Consider the following 17,734-nt stretch of genomic DNA (forward strand, 5'->3'; position numbering starts at 1 on the left):
AAAGGGTGAAGTCCAGTGTTATTTTTTTATGACTTATTTGTTTGCAGCAGGGTGGCTATTTTATTTTTGATGACTTCCAGTTCGGCAGCATCCAGTGTCTGGCTTAGATGAGCAATGCGGCCGTTGCGGTCTATCAGCATCACTTTCGTCAAACCACCATTCTCTTTTACAAAACGTTTAAATATCTTTCCGCCGGGATCTAATACCAGTGGGTAGGTAATATTCATGTCTTTTGCAAATTTACGCACCGTAGCTGCCGGCTCATCGAAGTCAATACCAAATACCTGCATACCTTGTGGCCGATATACTTTCCAGATATCATTTTCCAGGTGTGGCATGAGTTTGCGGCAATAGGAACACCAGGTGGCGGTGAATTCCAGCAGGGTTACTTTTCCGCGGAGATCACCGGTAGTCACTTTCTTTCCGTCTATTACAGACAGCTCCACATCGGCAGGCAATAGGTCACCTTCCCTTACTTTATAGTCCCAGTATGGTTCGTGGCTGGCTACGTCTATGCGTTCCTGTTGCAGTCGCCACATGTTAAAGAAGCTGGCAAAAGCAGTGTCAGGAATAGAGGAAGATAAGATATCTCCCTTCCTGCCTATGATCACTGTACGGGGAAGACTGGTAATTTTATAGTCTTTCAGAAAGGCTGCACCAGCGGCATCTGTTGTGTTGGAGGGCAATGTTATTTCCAAGCAGTTTGGCATGGAAGGTTGTTTTACTTTCGGATCCCTGCTTCCGGAGATCACTAAAAAAACAATACTGGCATCTTGTTGGTTGTCGCCTGCGGCTTTGTATAACTCACGAAGCTGGGCTACACTTTTTTCATTGCCTCCATTCCAGCAGTGTATTACCACCATTTTTCCTTTGAAATCTTCCAGCGTTACTTTCCTTCCTTTTACATCATTAAGCGTAAAGGCGGGTGCAGCACTGCCGAACGCCAGCTCATCCGGTTCTTCTGCCAGCTGCAACAGTGGTGAGCTGGGGGTAAAATCAGGCTTTGCGGTTTGAGCAACGGCCGATTGCGCAGCTATCAGTGTACATCCGAAAAATGTAATGGCAGTGAGGAGTTGTTTATTGAAATAATTCATACATCTGGTTTTTAAGGATGATTACCGATTGCCTGTAAGTCTACGCCATAGGTATTTTGGTAGAAACGGATGACCGCATCATATTTAAGCTTTATCAGCCCCTTCACATCGTATGCGGGACTTAAAATAGTAGCATCAAGTTCAGCTTTCGTATGGCCGGTAATCGCACAAACATAACAGGTAAAATCCCACATTACATTCCTTCTTGACGAAGCCAGGTCGCCTACACTTTCTATAATGCCATTTGCACGTTCCCTGCCAACGACCTCATTATATGTCGGCGGCATATACTTCATAAATGCTGCGGGAACATCCATAGCACCACTTTGTATTGCCTGCTCCATATAAGACCTGTGCATAAATCCACGGAGCTGCTTGAGCCGCGCAGGAGATTGCTGAAGCAATGTACTGTCTGCCCAGCCGATGGCCAGCATGTTTCCGGAGGCACAAAAGCCGGTTAAAGATCTGATAAGAGGGGTGGGTCTTGTCTCATTCACCAGGCTGAAAGTRTCAATAGCAGCCGCCAGTATAATCTTAAATGGTATTGTCTTCTTTAGAAAGCTTTCCGGGTAAAAATTCAGGCACTGGGTTTTAAAATAGTCGAGCGTATTTTTGATATAAGCCGGATTCCCTTCCGTTCCTTTTACTGTCAGGTAGCGGGAATAATCATAGGTAAGATCTTTTTCGGTAAACCGGTACAATATATAGGAACCATATTTTTGATAGAACGCCACAATGGAATCATCATAGGGTTGATTCCCCTGTGGCAGCTTATAAAAATCGGCTGGCTCACCGGCCACCAGTGGCGCTTCTTTACGACAGGATATAAATATGCATAATAACAGCGGCAGACAAGCGACAATGACATTACGCGAAAAGGCAGTATACATAAAATATAATTTATGATTTGGCAGAAAAAAATCAGCGCGGTAACCGGTGGCTACCCAATTGCGGATTTTGTTTGAGCGACATATTTTTCAATAGTGTTTCATTGGGAATGGGAAGCACATATTGTGGATCCCGTTTGGGCAACTCGTATTCAGTAGTAGTGTAAATACCAGGCGCAAAAGTGTGTTTTATAGCCGGCATCCCATATCTTCTCAGGTCAAACCAACGATGACCACATTCCCTGAATAATTCACGTCTGCGCTCTGTGCGGCACTTCGTCAGTAACACATCCGCCGGTTGCTGGGTCCAGTTGGTAAAACTGTTTTTATCGATCCTTTTTGCCCGGAGTATATTCAGGCTTTTCAGCGCTTCTCCGGCAGCAGCAGCGTCTCCTTTAGTTTTATACACCTGGATATAGGCTTCTGCGCGATTCAGATAAGCTTCTGAACTACGCCAGGAAGAACCCAGATTTGCATACACTACTGGGCTGGGATAGCTTTTGAAATATATAAATGAAGATGCCACAAAATCCTTTAAGAAATCTGGCGTTTGTATATAATAGATGCTACTCCGGAGGTCATTGGCCTCAAAGCAACTGGCCAGATCAGGGGAAATGTCATATGCTGTTTCCGTTCCGTCCGGAAATGTTTCCCGCTGCTGTCCATAGCACCAGATGCTTTCCGGACTCTGTAGCCCCAACACCGGTTTCTCGTTTGGATCGATCACATCTCCCCAATTATTCAGGTCTACTAACTGCGGATGATAAGCCAGTACATAATCCGCATGAGCTATCGCCTTCTCCCAATTCTCCATATACAGATACACGCGGCTTGCCAGCAGGTGTGYCGCCACATGGTTGATACGATATAATGGCTGATCCACCCTTCCTTGTTCCAGCAAATTAATGGCGCTATCCAGATCTGCTGTCACCTGTGCATATACTTCTTTTACAGAGCTTCTGGCAGGTAAATCTTCCGACAGATTTGCAGATAACCGCAATGGAATACCGGGGCTCTTGTCCGGAGTAGTGGTAGAGTCGTTATATGGCTTCGCATACAGGTTCACCAGCATAAAATGATAGAAAGCCCTGAGTGCAAATGCTTCCCCTTTATACATGGCTTTTTCTGTAGCATTGCCAACGGAATTATCCATGTACTGCAATGCCACATTAACCCCTAAAAGCAGTTGATAATATGATTTCCATGAATTGAAAAATTTAGTATCCGGACTTCCGGCTGCCGTACATACATCAATAAAGTCCGGCTGCCATTGAAAAGCGCCTGCATTCCCTACAACGGTTCCCTGTGCATCGGCCAGCATAGGCCCGTTATAGCACTGGATATCATCATCCATCAGGTTTATATAGGGCTGCAGGTAAGTGGAGGTGGTAGGATAACCATTTGTATATAAAATCTCTCCAAAATTTTTCGTTGTTTTGGGAATCACATCCGTTTGTGAGCGCTCTTCCAAAAACTTCTTGCATGAAATGGAGCTCAGTGCCAATAAAGTGATCACTATAATTTTCTTCATACTTCTTTTTTTAAATGTCAGTACTAAAAATTCAGGTTCATGTTAAACCCGTATTGCCTCGTAACGGGCAATGCAGTGGATCCCACACCGTCAATTTCGGGGTCCTGTCCATTCAGCTTTTTGCTGGCGATGGTAAACAGATTACTGACAAAAAGCCCTGTGGTAAGCCCTTTTATACCGGCCCGTTTGTAAAAAGCCGCTGGTACCATATAGTTAAACTGCATACCCCGACAGCGGAGAAAACTATTATTCACTACGCGTAAGTCTGAGCGGTTATACGCTTGATATACATTCATTCCAAGTCCACTAGTGGTTAAACCAGCAGAAACATCCCTGATGGCCGGTACATTTGTATATTTCTCATCACCTGGTTTGCGCCAGCGTTGAGAAAGTTCTTCCTTTACATTCGTAAAAGGGGTTGGTACACCATCTCCCGTCCGGTCTTCCATAAATAAAGGGTCCAGCCTTTTTTGACTTCCCAGGGCATAATAGAAATCGGCATTTACAGAAAAACTTTTATACCTGAACGCTGCCGAAAATCCTCCACTAAATACGGGGTGCAACTGACCCGAATAAACCAGGTAAGAAGCCAATGAATCTACCCGGTCTTTAAGATCCTGTTGATTAAATAATGGTAACCCGGTTGTTGAACTCAATCCTTTATAAGCATAGGAATAAAATGCACTCACCGGCCTGCCGGGAACAAAAGCAGATCCATCCAGGTAGGCGACATAGCTATTGGTAAAATCGTGTTCCTGTATGGTATTAATGTTCCGACTGTTCACAAAATTGAAGGAGAGACTGGTATATTTCCGGCGGATCACCTCCACCCGTACCTGCATCTCGATCCCCTGGTTTAAGAGCGTGCCTCCGTTTTTATACATACTTTCCATCCCATACTCATCAGCAATGCTCTTTTTCACGAGGAGGTCTTTACTTTTCTTGGCATAATAATCTACGGTAAGATTTACCCGGCTGTTAAACAAAGAAAGATCTGCTCCGAAATTCCATTGATATGTTTTTTCCCAGCGTAAATCGGGGTAGGGCAAACTTTTGATGCCCAGAAAAGGGATGCCGGTAAGCGGATCAACCTGTCCCGTCGTAGGATACATAGCGATTAACTCCGGTCCCACTGAACTTACCACATTGCCCTGTGTACCGAAAGATGCCCTCAGATCCAGGCCACTGATCAATCTGCTGGTTTGGAGCCAGTGCTCATTTGTTACATTCCACCTGGCGGAGAGCCCGAAGTTGGGTAAAAATTTGGCGTTGGAGTATTGCCCAAATCTGTTAGACCCATCTGTTCTGAGAATGCCGCTTACTACGTATTTATTATTAATACTGTAAACCGCCGTACTAAACATAGACAGCGTATTGGTGACACCATTGGTAATACTATACCTGCTCAATTGCCGCCTGCTTAAATCAGTAGCAAAAAAGCTCTGGCCACGATCCGGAAAATATCCGGGTTCTGTGGAGGATACACCTTTCATTTGTGTAGAAGTAATCTCATTTCCCAGCGTGACAATAAACTGGTCGCGTTCTTTAAAAAAGGATCGGTTATACTCCAGTATATTGCGTACAGATACCGTCATTGAATTTTGATTGGCCAGGCTGGCCAGGCCACCGTAAGGCAGATAGGAAGCTGCCAACTGTAAATCCGTAGGTTTAAAATCCCAATCCCAGCCACGTTTTGCGCCTACATAGCTGCTTCCTTCATAAGCCGCCGTCATGGATTCTGATGCATCCAATGTAGCGCTGGTCGTATTTCTGAGAAACAACCCATTCGCAATTTTATAACTCAATCCCAGATTGGCTATCAAAGACCTGGTACTGGCGTTATTTTCCGTCTGGGATATTTCTTTCAGCATATTAAAAGTAATGGGCCCGGGAAACGGCTGTGTTGTATAGATACCTGCGAGTAACGGATACACGTCTTTTTCACTGGTGGCGCGATTGGTTTGCAACGCATAGGTTAATGGATTAATGCCATTAAAATAGCCTCCTGATTTACTGTAACCGCCTGTTAACCTGAAATCCACCGCCAGCCGTTTACCCATTTCAGTATGAAGTGCGATATTCGCTGTATACATCTTCCGGGTATCCAGTTGCGCGGCACCTTTACTATCCGTATAATTTAACGAAGCGTAATAGGTTGTTTTTCCATTTCCACCACTCATATTAATGGCGTGCGTCATGTTGAATGAATTCCGGAATAATACTTTAAACCAGTCTGTATTCCTGGTTTCCAGGTTGTTCACCGCCTTTTTAAATTCAGCATTCGTAAGTTTATGGGCAAAGAAGGACTGCAATAATCCTTCATAACTAACATCTTCCTTGAATCCGTTTGCAGCGCTATTAAACAAAATGCCATCGTCCAGCAATTCCTGTGAAAGCGCCACTCTTTGTTTGGAATTCATCAGGTGTAAATTGCTATATGAAGGACGTTGCTGGAAAGAAAAACTGTTATTATAGCTCACCTGCATAGGCCCTGCTTTACCTCTTTTTGTGGTAACCACAATGACGCCATTAGCAGCACGGACCCCATAGATAGCGGTAGCGGCAGCATCTTTCAGAAAAGTGATACTTTCCACATCGTAAGGATTTAATCCGCTGATGGCGTTTCCTATCAGTGAAAAGTTGCCACCCTGCGCATCTGATACCACGTTGTTTAACTGGCTTGCTGATATATCTACCGGATCAGGTCTTATCACATCATCTATTACCCATAAAGGGCTGGCGTTACCCACGAAGGTGGAGGTACCCCGCACACGGATAGTAGGCCGGGCATTTACGCCACCTGAATTGTTGAGGAGCATTAGCCCGGGCACTTTGCCCTGCAGCATTTTATCAATGCTGGGCTGTCCCGGCTGCATCAGTTCCGCCGCTGTCAGCTTAAATACGGAAGCAGTAGACATACGGGCATCTATCTTCTGGTACCCGTTTACCACCACCTCCTGGATAGCCTGGGCGGCGGTATCCAACACAATTTTCACAAACCCTGCATTGGCCTTAGACGTATATACAACCGGCTTCATACCCAGTAAGGACACACGTAATTGTTCTTTGTCCGTCACCATCATAGAAAAAACGCCGTCGCGGGTGGTCACCGTTCCGTCCTTTGAACCCAGCGCCTGTACGGTGGCGCCTTGCAAGGGTTCATTGTTCGAATTGGTGACCTGCCCGGTGACCAGGAAAGAAATGCTTATACTCACAGACTCTATAGGATTCTGCGGATAAATAACAATTCCTCCCAGGTCTTCAGCAAAGTCCAGTCCTGTATTCAGGAGGATCAGTTTCAACAGCTGTTCCAGCGTACCTGTTTTCTGGTCTACTGTTACCAGCCCTTGCTTTCGGATCGCATCATTGTTGTAGGTGAAACGTACATTCGTGAGTGTACGTATTTCCTTTAATACCTTCGACAACGGCTGTTTACTGGCATGATACACCACCGGTTTGTTCAGGATGCCGGAATTCTGCCCTTGTGCTACATTCGAAATAACCAGCAAAAAGGACAGCAGCAATAAGCACATGGCATGGCCCTGCATACCCTTCCTGAATGAAGGTAAGCCCAACATTTTTTTCATTTTGGTTTGATATTAAAGATTTAAACTGCCTGCCCGCAGCTACGCATAAGTGTGGCGTAATGCAGTGTTTCTACATACTTCTTTCATGTTCCTGTTTCGCTGTACTCAGGGCCGGCTCACAAATACCGTTCTACCCTGTACGCGAAATTTTATATTCCCAATAGTTAGCCTGATATGCTCCAGTACCGGTTGTAATGTTGCTGGTTTATGCATATCCAAAGTAATATTCAACTTTTCCAAAGTAGTATCCTCGAACTTAAAATCGTAGTCAAAGCTGCGGCCAAGGCCGTTCAGTATATCCGATAAATTGGTTTCTTCGAAATAAATATCTCCGTCTTTCCAGGCGGTGAAGATCCTGGTTTCAACAGATTGCTGTTGTAAATTACCGGTAGCTACATTGTAAGATGACTGCCGTCCCGGCAACAATACTGCCTTCTCCTTACCCGCGCTGACACTTACTTTGCCACTGGTCAGCGTAGTTTGTATCGTCACATAAGTGCTGATATTAAACGATGTTCCGAGTACCTGTACGCTTGTACTTCCGGCATGCACCACAAAAGGTTGCTGCGCATTGGGTGCCACGTCAAAGTAAGCTTCTCCCTGTACCCATACCTCCCGCGTATCCCCGTTAAAAGTAGCAGGATAAACCAGTTTGGAATCTGCATTTACCCATACCCCAGTTTCATCAGACAGCGCTATGCGGATCTGGTTTCCCCTGGGTACATGTAGGGTATCCATCGCATTCACCACATGCTTATTGCGGCCTGCCTGGTATACGATACCGGTACTATCTACCTGTACCTGTGTGCCATTATTATCCTGCGTAATGGGGGCGTTATTACCCAGCGTAATGGTTTTACCATTAGACATGACTAATTGTACCTGTGTTACGGCCGGCTGATCAGCTTTGCTGATAGCAGCTACCTGCGGCTTTGGTGTACGCTGTTGCCAGCTCCACACGCCCGCGGTGATCAGTAGTGCAGCGGCAGCAGCGGCTACAGCTATTCTCCTGCGCCAGATCATTTTCATCTTCCGCGCTTCCTTTGCTATTACAAAATGCTGCCATCCTTCTTCTGTGGGAAATTTAGCCCCTACCTTTACCCTATCCTTCATTTCTCTGGCAGCACGCAACATGGCCGCCTCTTCTTCATTCAAAGGCGTCGTATTGCCATCCTCCAATGCCGATAGCAGTTTATCCCAATTGATGTCCTTATCTGGTGTATCCATAACGATCTGTATTAAAGGCAACCGTATTTAAAAAAAGGGTGAAGGCAAATCATTATTTGTTTTAAAAAAAATAAAACGGCAATATAAATGACCATCCATTCACACTCTTTCCGGAGGTATTGATAAGCTAATTTGATTTGTGTTTTAACGGTATTTACCGAGATATCTAACTGCTCCCCTATTTCCTTGTACTTCAGTCCATCGCGGTTGCTGAGTAAAAAAATGCGCTGCCGCTGTATAGGTAAACGACCGATAGCCGCCCATAGGGCGGCATTTCGAATCTCTTCCTGTTCTTTATCGTCTTCCGGCAATTGCGGTGTTTCTTCTGCTAATGTAAGCGGATCACCAAAAACAATTTTACCGTTCTTTTTCAGATAGTTTAAACATGCATTGCGTACAGCGCGGGTGGCATAACTTTTAAAATTTTGCGTAATCTGAATCATAAACCGCTTATCCCAGCAATAAAGGAAAAAGTCCTGCACAATGTCCTTCGCAGCATCTTCATCCTCTACCACATAATAAGCTGTTGCGCATAAAAAAGAATAATGTAGTCGGAATAACTCTTCAAATGAAGCCGGCTCTATTGAATTTGGTTGATACATAGCCCGTTGGCGCCCCCCATAATTAATCAACGCACAAAATAGACTAAAATCTGCATTTATTCATTTCATCCGGCTATTTACCTGAAAAATCAGTCAGGATATCTACTGTTCTGCTGAGATATACATCTGTACTGCAGGTATTGAGCCACTCCTGGTTCCGGGCAATTTTGTCCGGTGATGGCTTGTCTATTGGCGTGGCACTTATTTTTAATTGTTTGCCGGCAGTTAATTTCAGGGCCGAATCGATCGCATTATTATGTGACTGGATATCGCTCAGTTGTTTTTTAAAGACATTTTTCTGCAAACTGAATACCGGTGCTTCATTTACTTTGAGCCATTCCACTTCCCGCTTCACTTCATTTAACGTGCTATCCTGGCTGATTTGCAGGTTGGCCTTTTCAATTACACCCGGCAAAACAGCTGCTACGGGCGATTTTATAAACCAGGCACTTTCAATGGTATCACATACCAATGCGCTGGCATTATCCCTCTCCCGGATCTTCTGATAGATTCTTCTGCTGGGGAAAATCACGTCCGGTATAACACCGTTCAGCTGCGTGGTGGTGCCATTGATACGATAAAATTTTTTGATGGTCAGGGCCAGCGTACCGTAGCTGATGTCAGGAATGCCTTTAGTCACATCTCCCAGCTTACCCATCGGCAAACTTTCCTGCATAGTGCCTTTACCGTAGGAAGAAGGACTTCCTACCACGATGCCCCGTTTGTAATCCTGGATGGCGGCCGCAAATATTTCAGATGCAGACGCGCTGCTTTCATCTACCATCACTGCCAATGGGCCATCATAGAGCGTTCGATCGCCATTCTCAATGGCGTAATTTTGTATATGGTCTTTATCCCTGCCTAATACCACCGGGCCGGTTTTTACAAAAAAGCCGGTAATTTTTACTACTTCATCCAGCGATCCACCAGGGTTGCCGCGGAGATCCACTACAATACCATCGACTTTCTCCGCTTTTAATTTCATGATTTCTTTGGCCATATCCACCGCACATTGCGCACCATCCACCCTTTTGAAATCCCGGTAAAACTCACGCAGCAACAGGTAGCCGATCTTTTGACCATTCTTTTCTATCACCGCACTTTTAGCAGCGTTTTCTGTTTCTACAATTTCGCCACGGGTGAGGGTCATTTCTTTTTCACCGCCGGAAGACTTGCGCACCAACAGTTTCAGGGTTGTCCCCTTTTCACCGCGGATCATCCTGGATACGTCGAGGATGCTCATGCCACTGATGTCTACCATTTTACCGGCAGCATCGCTCAACCGAAGTATACAATCTTCCGGTTGCAGTAAGCCACTGGCATCGGCGGTTCCCCCAGACAACACTCTTTTTATTAGGATAGTACCGTCTTTGGAAGTTAGCTCCAGGCCAAGACCATAGTAGCGGTGCGCCATCTGCGCATCACGGATTCCCGCATCCACAGGAGCCAAATAAGACGTATGCGGATCCATTTCCAGCGTGATCGTATTCATGTAAGCACTAAAACGATCATCAGGTGCGTTGCTGCCGAGGAGGTTTTTAAATAATCCATCCGTTGACAACAGCACAGCGGCCCTGGCTTCTCTTTCCGCCACCGCATCACTTTTCGTTTTATCGACCTGCTGCAGCTCCAGCATTTTTTTCAACACGGAATATTTCAGGCTCTTACGCCATACTTCCCGGCGAGCCGCTTCATCAGCGGGAAAGTCCGCCTTGCTGCGATCGGGTTGTATGGTTTCTTTTTTGCTGAAATCCATCGGCTTTGAAAGCAGGTCCCTGTATATCACCGTCAATTCATTCAAACGTTGCATAGACACGGTATAGATGGCATTGAAATACTCCAGGGAAGGGTTTTCCAGTTCATCATCAATCAGCGTTTCATATTTACGTAAACTTTCCACATCACTTTTCAAGAGCGTATTCTTGTTGCCATCCAATGCTTTGAGGTAGTTCTGCCAGATCGTCCTTGAAAAATTATCATCTACCGGTTTCGGTGCATAGTGTTGATTTTTGATGCGCTTCATCACCAGGCGTATTACGTTCTTCCGGTTGACATCCACCTCTCCGTCTGTTCGGGAGGCGGCAAAAGAAGTGAAGCCCACTGCGGGCAGCAGCAGGAAAAGCCCATATTTAGCAATGCTCATATCAGAATAATTACGGTTTGTAAATATTACCCGGCGGGTAATGTTCCCTTATTAAGGCAATGCAGGTGTAAAAAAGGGTGAAGAGGAGTAAAAAATTATACTATGCCTGTAGCAATATGTTTATGAGCCTGTCCCGATAAAACAGGCAGACGTTGGCCACGATAATTATTTAGTCCGGGGCTTGCCAGGCGGCAACACCTTTTTAGAAGTGTCTGCCGCCAGTACCTTATCATATAATTCTTTAGCAAGACTTAAAGCGCCTGCTTCTTTTTCAGCATACATGCTATCTCTGGCAGAAAAGACTTTCTTCTTGGCATCTATCCAACGGATCATTTTACCTTTATAGAAATAGGACCTGTCTTCCGTTACTTTAGTAAGTTTGCTATTAAATGTAGAATCATAGTATGGAACATTGTAGGTACTTGCCTGCAAAAAGATAAAAACAGGTAATCCGTTATTATAATAGATAGATCTCCGGGACTTCCCGCTCTCCCAATACATGCGCTCCTCTATCAGTACGATACTACCTTTATTAAAATAGCCCATTGCTTCTCCCCCTTCCGAAGTTTGTGACGGGTCCGCCTCTACTTTCCTGTAAGCAGGTTTGCCTGCATTGACCTGCTGGCATTTATTCCGGATATCTTTCAGGATCAGCGCAGTAGTATCCTGTGAAAACAGTGGAGGATGAAGTGAGAAAAAAGCGGCCAGCAGGCAACCTATTTTTATAAGGTACATGATCTTATTTTATATTGACAGGTAACGGCGTCCGGCATGCATAGCTAAGCTATTGTTACAGATTCATCTTAAAAATACGGTATTTCTGCTGCAAAACAGCAGCAATGTGCCAGCTGTCCCAGCTACACATTCATACCTCTTCCATTAATCCTGACGGATTACTTTTCCTTCTTTCATCACAAAACTGGTATGTTTTATTGCATCAATAGTGTCCAGGGGATTTGTTTTCACTGCAATTATATCAGCAAAAAATGTGGGTGCTATGATGCCTCTTTCTTTTTCTATGCCCAACAATGTTGCTGCATGAATGGTCATACACTGCAGGATATAGTCATTTGGAATTTGCGCATCTTTCCACGTCTGTAGCACTTCCAGTATCGTCTGTGCCCTGTCTTTTCCCGGGATATCAATAATGATATCGGATCCAAACGCCATCGGAGTACCGATTTTATAGGCACGTTTCAGCCGGTCGATATTTAACTGATAATATTTCAGCGCTGTAACCGTATCTATGCCATAGGTTAAACTATTATTGACGGAAAGATCGGTTCCGACTAAAAAGGTGCCTTTGGATTTCATTAAACGCAACAACTCATCATCCAGTTCCACTCCATGTTCAATTGCCGCTGCTCCACCGAGAATCACATTTTTAGCGGCTTCTCCTCCCTGCACATGAACGGTTACCTTCATACCCGCACTTTTTGCTTCGCTGACAGCAGCCTCAATTTCTGCCTGGCTATAATGATAAGCGTAAGAATCTGTCACCAGCTTAATCACATTCGCCCCGTAGTAGATATTTTTCCTGACGGCTTTCCGGATTTCGTCCGGGCTGTTGGCATCTAAATATTCATACTCCCATAAATGTTCATGTTCAATATCAGTAGCGGTTTGTCCGCCATAAGGACTAATGATTTTTCCTGCGTAGAAAATGGTAGGGCCCCCTATCCATCCTTTCTTAATCGCCTTGATGACATCTGCGGAGGCATAGTTGCCATCATTACCAATTTCCTTTATTGTAGTAAATCCGTTCGCCAGCAGTATCTCCGCATTATGTGCACCACGCAGTGCACGTAAGGCAGTGCTTTCAGTTACATACATATGTTCAATGGCTACTTTCTTATAAGGAAATGCTACCGTCATGTGAACATGGCAGTCCATCAATCCCGGAAGCACCCATGAATCTGACAGATCTATTATCTTAATCTTATCTGTTGCGGTATAAGGTATATGGGCACCCATTTGCTGAATTTTACCATCCTTTACCACGATGATCTGTTGGGGCAACATTTTACCGGTTCGGGCATCAAAAACATGTCCTGCTTTGATGATGGTGATTTGGGCATTTGTTATGCCAGCAAATAGCAGACAGGTAAGAAAGGTTAACCAATGAATGAGCCGTGTGTTAAATTTCATATTTCCCCCTTGTTCAATTTTAAATATATGTATAAAAAACATTTTATAAAAATCAGATAGTGTTCCTATTGCATTCCTATGAATTTATCTTTTCGTGCAATTGCTATCCCACTGAAATAGGACCGCAGTACAGGAATCCTAACCACGGGAGAATTCCCGGTATTTTATTAAATGGAAAATCCTATCTTTATCAAGTACACACTTTAATTCTATTAATAATTAATAAAATTTTACCCTTAGTCGTTGAAATCCTCAAGAGAGCCTGACTATTTCCTTCCCGGGAAATAATGTGATAGTTAGCTTCAGATAATCCCTGTCATTATTCTCTAACCTTTATACTATTCGTTATGGAACCGTACCTCGCAATGGTCATTTTATTCGGCGGTAATTTCGCCATCAGAGGCTGGGCCCTCTGCTGGGGACAACTAATGTCTATCGCACAAAACAGTGCACTCTTTTCCCTGCTCGGCACCACTTATGGTGGTGATGGTGTGACTACCTTTGCTTTACCGGACCTGAGAGGCAGAGCGCCTATTGGTTGGGGACAAGGCCCTGGTCTTTCTTCTTATGTTATCGGTCAAACAGGAGGTAGCGAAAATACCACTATTCTCCTGAACAACATGCCGGCGCACAATCACCAGGCAACCTTCAGTCTGACGGCAGCCCCATCGGCTAGTACTGCTGCCGGTACGACCACCACCCCTGGCGCAACCCTGGTACCAGCCACGCTGCCTTCTATTGGAAGTGGTCCATCCGCCACTCCGATTAAAGGTTATGCAGTTCAGGACAACACCGCCACACTTGCACCCGGTGCAGTTGCGGGCACTATCACCGTTGGAATTAGCGGTGGCAGTCAACCTATTTCCATTTTGAATCCTTATCTGGCAATGACTTATCTGATTGCACTCGAAGGTATTTTTCCTTCAAGAAGCTAAGGGTAGCTATTAAAAAATTACGAGCAAAAATAACATGTCCCAAAATCCATCCCTCACTGTAGGGTTTCTGACTCCCTATTCGGGTATATACCCTTTTTTCTCCCATCACCTGATTACCGGATGGTTAATCGGTATGGGACTTGATCCCGTGCGGCAACGCACCGTTCAGTTCATCCCGGAATTTACACATATGGGAGGAATAAAAGCCAGTGAAGAAGCCGCCCGTAAGCTGCTTTTTTTCAACAGAGTAGATATCCTTTCCGGTCTTATCAGCTATAAATCAGTACCAGACCTGGTTCCCCTGATAGAGATGGATAAAAAGCCTGCCTTCTTTTTTGATATGGGAGAATATGTACCTCACTTCCCCTATCTGAGCCCCGATATATTTTACGCCTCCCACCAACTCTGGCAGTCGCAATATGCACTGGGCCATTGGGCGCAGAACACTTTTGGTGACGGAGGACATATGATCATGCCCGTGTATGAAGCCGGCTATCATCTGAACACTACTTTTCAGCAGGGCACTGCAGCAGCTGGTGGTACTTCCCTCCAGTTAAATATACTTCCATTTGATCCACAGGATCCTCATAAACTGGATACCTCCGCCATTTTTAATAAATGGAAAAAAGAAAGACCCGCCTATGTACATGCCATTTTCTGCGGAAGTCTGGGCCTGAAATTCCTTGAACAATGGATACAGAGTGGCTTGCACAAAGAAATACCATTACTTGTGCACGAAGCCATGGTGTATGATGATATTCTCGAAGATGTAAAACATGCAGACCTTGAACTGTACACCTCCCGCTCCTGGATGCGGGAAGATGAAAACAAGGCCAACCAATTGTTTGTAAAACAATTTGAAAACCTGGCAAAACAACCCGCCAATATCTACGCCCTGATGGGCTATGAAGCAGGATTAATATGGAAAGAATTGTTACCTCATGCCCGAAAAAAAGATTGGGAAAAAGTAAAGCAGCAACTACGCACAGAAGTGATACAAGGGCCCCGTGGAGAAAAGAACTTCTATCCTTTATCCGGCTTTGCACTGCCTTCCTCCAACATTATAAAAATTAACACTTCCAATAGTCAAATTCATAAAATTATTCTTGATCAGGGAAAAGGGATGCGCTTTGATGCGAAGGAGTTTGAGGTGATCCATGAAGGCACCGTGTCGGGATGGCAAAATCCTTTCCTCTGCATTTAACAAATGCTATGAAAAAAATTTACATCAGGTTTTTACACATACTCTTATGGGTATTGGGTAGCACAGTTGTATCCCATAAAGCGATGGCGCAATATACCAGCAGTGTGCTGGAAACAGGTAAGTTTTATACTGCCATCGCGAAAGACAATCTGGATAATATTTACATAGCCGCCTATAATTCGGCGACTGACAAATACCAGGTGCTAAAGTATACCAATGGTACCGGCACTCCTACCGCTATTTACCAGGGACTGTCCTACGCCTCAGAGTATCCCTGGAGCATCGCGGTAAACAGTACCGGCGATGTATTTGTTATGGACCCCGATGCAGGCAGTAACTGGCGGATCATTAAACTGGCAGCGGGCACTTATACCTCCTCTGTCATACAAACGGGACGTTACTTCACCGGGTTGACCGTTGATAATAGCAATAACCTGCTGACGCTGGAATATGATGTCGCAACGACTAACTATCGCGTAGTAAAATATGCTGCAGCCAACTTAACCGGTGCAGGAACAACTATCTACAACGGACTGCCGCTGGCCGTAGGCTCCGGCACCTACCCCTGGGGCATTGTTACCGACCAGGCGAATAATATTTACATCACTGACTTTCCCAACAATAGCTTTAATGGCCGGCTCATTAAACTAACAGCGCCCGGCTATACTCCCACCACTCTGGGCAGCGGAAAAGGCTATTCCTCTCTTGCCATAGATGCTCAGGATAATCTTTATACAACAGAAAGTACCAGCGGCACTGCCGCTCATGTTATGAAGTATACGGCTCCTGTTACCACGGGAGCGTCAGGTACTGAAATTTTTAATGGATTGACGATTGGCAGTCTCTCTTTTTATCCGTGGGGATTAGCGGTCAACAGTCATGGCGATGTTTTTGTAGACGATGGGGCTTCCACCGGAAGTGGCCGGGTAATAAAATTATCCAGTCCTTCTATTTCCGTGAGCAGCGTTACAAAAGTAGGCAGCAGTCCTACCAATGCTACAAGCGTGCAGTACACCGTAACCTTCAGTGGTACGGCTACCGGCGTTACCACTTCTGCCTTTTCATTAACCACCAGTGGTGGTGTTACCGGCGCATCTATTTCAGGGGTTACCGGCAGTGGCACTACTTATACAGTTACAGTCAATACGGGCACCGGAGACGGTACCCTGCGTCTGAATGTAACCGGCACCGACATGGGAAATACCGTAAGTAATGTTCCTTTTACTACCGGAGATGTTTATACCATTGACAAAACCGCTCCTACGGGAACGCTTACGATCAATAGTGGCGCCACTCTTACCAATGCCACTGCAGTCACCTTAGGCATTACAACGTCGGGTGCTACGCAGATGCGCTTTTCCACAGACAATGTGGCTTTTTCCACCTATGAAGCAGTTGCCGCTACAAAAGCATTTACGCTGCCAACAGGTGACGGACTCAAAACCGTATACATGCAATTGACGGATGCAGCGGGAAATACGCAAACTATTCAGGCACAAATCACGCTCGACCAAACGGCACCTACCATCACATCCATGGATGTACCGGCTAACGGTATTTATCACCTTGGTGAAGGGCTCCGCTTCAAAGCACATTTCAGTGGGTCTATCATTGTAACAGGTACGCCTACACTGGATATTACCATCGGCGGCACCACACGTCAGGCTACCTATCAGGGTGGTAGCGCTACTGATACAATAGGCTTTCTCTACATAGTACAGGCCGGAGATGTAGACATGAATGGTATCACACTGGGCGCTGCGCTCACTGGTACTATAAAAGATGCAGCCGGTAACAACGCAGTACTTACACTTCCTGCGGTAAACACCACAGGTGTACTCGTAAATACAAACATACCAGGTGTAGCGGTGACAACCACCGCTACTTCTCCACTGAAGCAACCATTCACCGCTACCATTATCTTCACTGAAGCAGTGACCGGATTTGTAGTCGGAGATATTACCGCTACCAATGCTACGTTAAGTGCATTCCAGACAACAGACAACATTACATATACCGTACTCGTCACACCAACGGCAGATGGTACTGTGACTATACAGATACCGGCAAGTGTAGCCGTGAATGTAGGTAACAATAATAATACGGCCTCCAATATTTTAAGCCGCGTTTATGATGGCACTGCACCTACTATTACAGCTATAGATGTTCCTGCCAACGGCATTTATCATCTTGGTGAAGGACTCCGTTTCAAAGCACATTTCAGTGAGTCCATCGTTGTAACGGGTACGCCTACACTCGATATCACCATTGGTGGCACTACCCATCAGGCTACCTATCAGGGCGGTACTGGCACAGATACATTAGGTTTCCTCTATATAGTGCAGGCCGGAGATCTGGATATGGACGGCATTACCC

12 protein-coding genes are annotated in these 17,734 nt (G+C 45.2%); 3 read left to right on the forward strand and 9 right to left on the reverse strand.

The window, feature by feature from the left end:
• Nucleotides 1-26: 26 nt before the first annotated feature.
• From AC1DP6_RS33080 to AC1DP6_RS33120, 9 genes are all read right to left on the reverse strand, one after another.
• Complete coding sequence (locus AC1DP6_RS33080; protein WP_477058698.1) at nucleotides 27-1,094, reverse strand: redoxin domain-containing protein; 1,068 nt, start codon at nucleotides 1,092-1,094, stop codon at nucleotides 27-29.
• Nucleotides 1,095-1,105: 11 nt separating this feature from the next.
• Nucleotides 1,106-1,984, reverse strand: coding sequence for a hypothetical protein (locus AC1DP6_RS33085; protein ID WP_477058699.1), 879 nt, complete (start codon nucleotides 1,982-1,984; stop codon nucleotides 1,106-1,108).
• Nucleotides 1,985-2,015: 31 nt separating this feature from the next.
• On the reverse strand, nucleotides 2,016-3,512 hold the full coding sequence (locus AC1DP6_RS33090) for a RagB/SusD family nutrient uptake outer membrane protein (protein ID WP_477058700.1): 1,497 nt from the start codon (nucleotides 3,510-3,512) through the stop codon (nucleotides 2,016-2,018).
• Between the two features lie 23 nt (nucleotides 3,513-3,535).
• The gene (locus AC1DP6_RS33095; RefSeq protein ID WP_477058701.1) at nucleotides 3,536-7,099 is read right to left on the reverse strand and encodes a SusC/RagA family TonB-linked outer membrane protein; all 3,564 of its coding nucleotides are present in this window, start codon (nucleotides 7,097-7,099) and stop codon (nucleotides 3,536-3,538) included.
• Nucleotides 7,100-7,204: 105 nt separating this feature from the next.
• Complete coding sequence (locus AC1DP6_RS33100) at nucleotides 7,205-8,326, reverse strand: FecR family protein (protein WP_477058702.1); 1,122 nt, start codon at nucleotides 8,324-8,326, stop codon at nucleotides 7,205-7,207.
• A gap of 11 nt (nucleotides 8,327-8,337) precedes the next feature.
• Nucleotides 8,338-8,928: an RNA polymerase sigma-70 factor gene (locus AC1DP6_RS33105; protein WP_477027417.1), complete on the reverse strand. Its 591-nt coding sequence runs from the start codon at nucleotides 8,926-8,928 to the stop codon at nucleotides 8,338-8,340.
• A 73-nt stretch (nucleotides 8,929-9,001) separates the two neighbouring features.
• On the reverse strand, nucleotides 9,002-11,071 hold the full coding sequence (locus AC1DP6_RS33110; RefSeq protein WP_477058703.1) for a carboxy terminal-processing peptidase: 2,070 nt from the start codon (nucleotides 11,069-11,071) through the stop codon (nucleotides 9,002-9,004).
• A gap of 165 nt (nucleotides 11,072-11,236) precedes the next feature.
• A complete protein-coding gene (locus AC1DP6_RS33115; protein ID WP_477058704.1) occupies nucleotides 11,237-11,806 on the reverse strand; it encodes a hypothetical protein in 570 nt (189 codons plus the stop codon).
• A 144-nt stretch (nucleotides 11,807-11,950) separates the two neighbouring features.
• A complete protein-coding gene (locus AC1DP6_RS33120; protein WP_477058705.1) occupies nucleotides 11,951-13,219 on the reverse strand; it encodes an amidohydrolase family protein in 1,269 nt (422 codons plus the stop codon).
• A 347-nt stretch (nucleotides 13,220-13,566) separates the two neighbouring features.
• On the opposite strand from AC1DP6_RS33120, the gene AC1DP6_RS33125 reads away from it, so the two are divergent.
• The 3 genes from AC1DP6_RS33125 to AC1DP6_RS33135 form a co-directional block, all read left to right on the forward strand.
• Nucleotides 13,567-14,154 carry a phage tail protein gene (locus tag AC1DP6_RS33125; RefSeq protein ID WP_477058706.1) on the forward strand — a complete coding sequence of 196 codons (588 nt, stop codon included), beginning with the start codon at nucleotides 13,567-13,569 and terminating at the stop codon, nucleotides 14,152-14,154.
• Between the two features lie 34 nt (nucleotides 14,155-14,188).
• Nucleotides 14,189-15,358, forward strand: a complete 1,170-nt coding sequence (locus tag AC1DP6_RS33130; protein WP_477058707.1) for an ABC transporter substrate-binding protein — start codon at nucleotides 14,189-14,191, stop codon at nucleotides 15,356-15,358.
• Between the two features lie 8 nt (nucleotides 15,359-15,366).
• On the forward strand, nucleotides 15,367-17,734 hold a 2,368-nt coding region (locus tag AC1DP6_RS33135; RefSeq protein ID WP_477058708.1), incomplete at its 3' end, for an Ig-like domain-containing protein.

Source organism: Chitinophaga sp. 01L420 (assembly GCF_056399985.1).

What these genes read in the sequence shown, in the direction of transcription:
- AC1DP6_RS33080 (WP_477058698.1), bottom strand. Translation starts at nt 1,094, where the DNA reads ATGAATTATTTCAATAAACAACTCCTCACTGCCATTACATTTTTCGGA.
- AC1DP6_RS33095 (WP_477058701.1), bottom strand. Translation starts at nt 7,099, where the DNA reads ATGAAAAAAATGTTGGGCTTACCTTCATTCAGGAAGGGTATGCAGGGC.
- AC1DP6_RS33100 (WP_477058702.1), bottom strand. Translation starts at nt 8,326, where the DNA reads ATGGATACACCAGATAAGGACATCAATTGGGATAAACTGCTATCGGCA.
- AC1DP6_RS33105 (WP_477027417.1), bottom strand. Translation starts at nt 8,928, where the DNA reads ATGTATCAACCAAATTCAATAGAGCCGGCTTCATTTGAAGAGTTATTC.
- AC1DP6_RS33110 (WP_477058703.1), bottom strand. Translation starts at nt 11,071, where the DNA reads ATGAGCATTGCTAAATATGGGCTTTTCCTGCTGCTGCCCGCAGTGGGC.
- AC1DP6_RS33115 (WP_477058704.1), bottom strand. Translation starts at nt 11,806, where the DNA reads ATGTACCTTATAAAAATAGGTTGCCTGCTGGCCGCTTTTTTCTCACTT.
- AC1DP6_RS33120 (WP_477058705.1), bottom strand. Translation starts at nt 13,219, where the DNA reads ATGAAATTTAACACACGGCTCATTCATTGGTTAACCTTTCTTACCTGT.
- AC1DP6_RS33125 (WP_477058706.1), top strand. Translation starts at nt 13,567, where the DNA reads ATGGAACCGTACCTCGCAATGGTCATTTTATTCGGCGGTAATTTCGCC.
- AC1DP6_RS33130 (WP_477058707.1), top strand. Translation starts at nt 14,189, where the DNA reads ATGTCCCAAAATCCATCCCTCACTGTAGGGTTTCTGACTCCCTATTCG.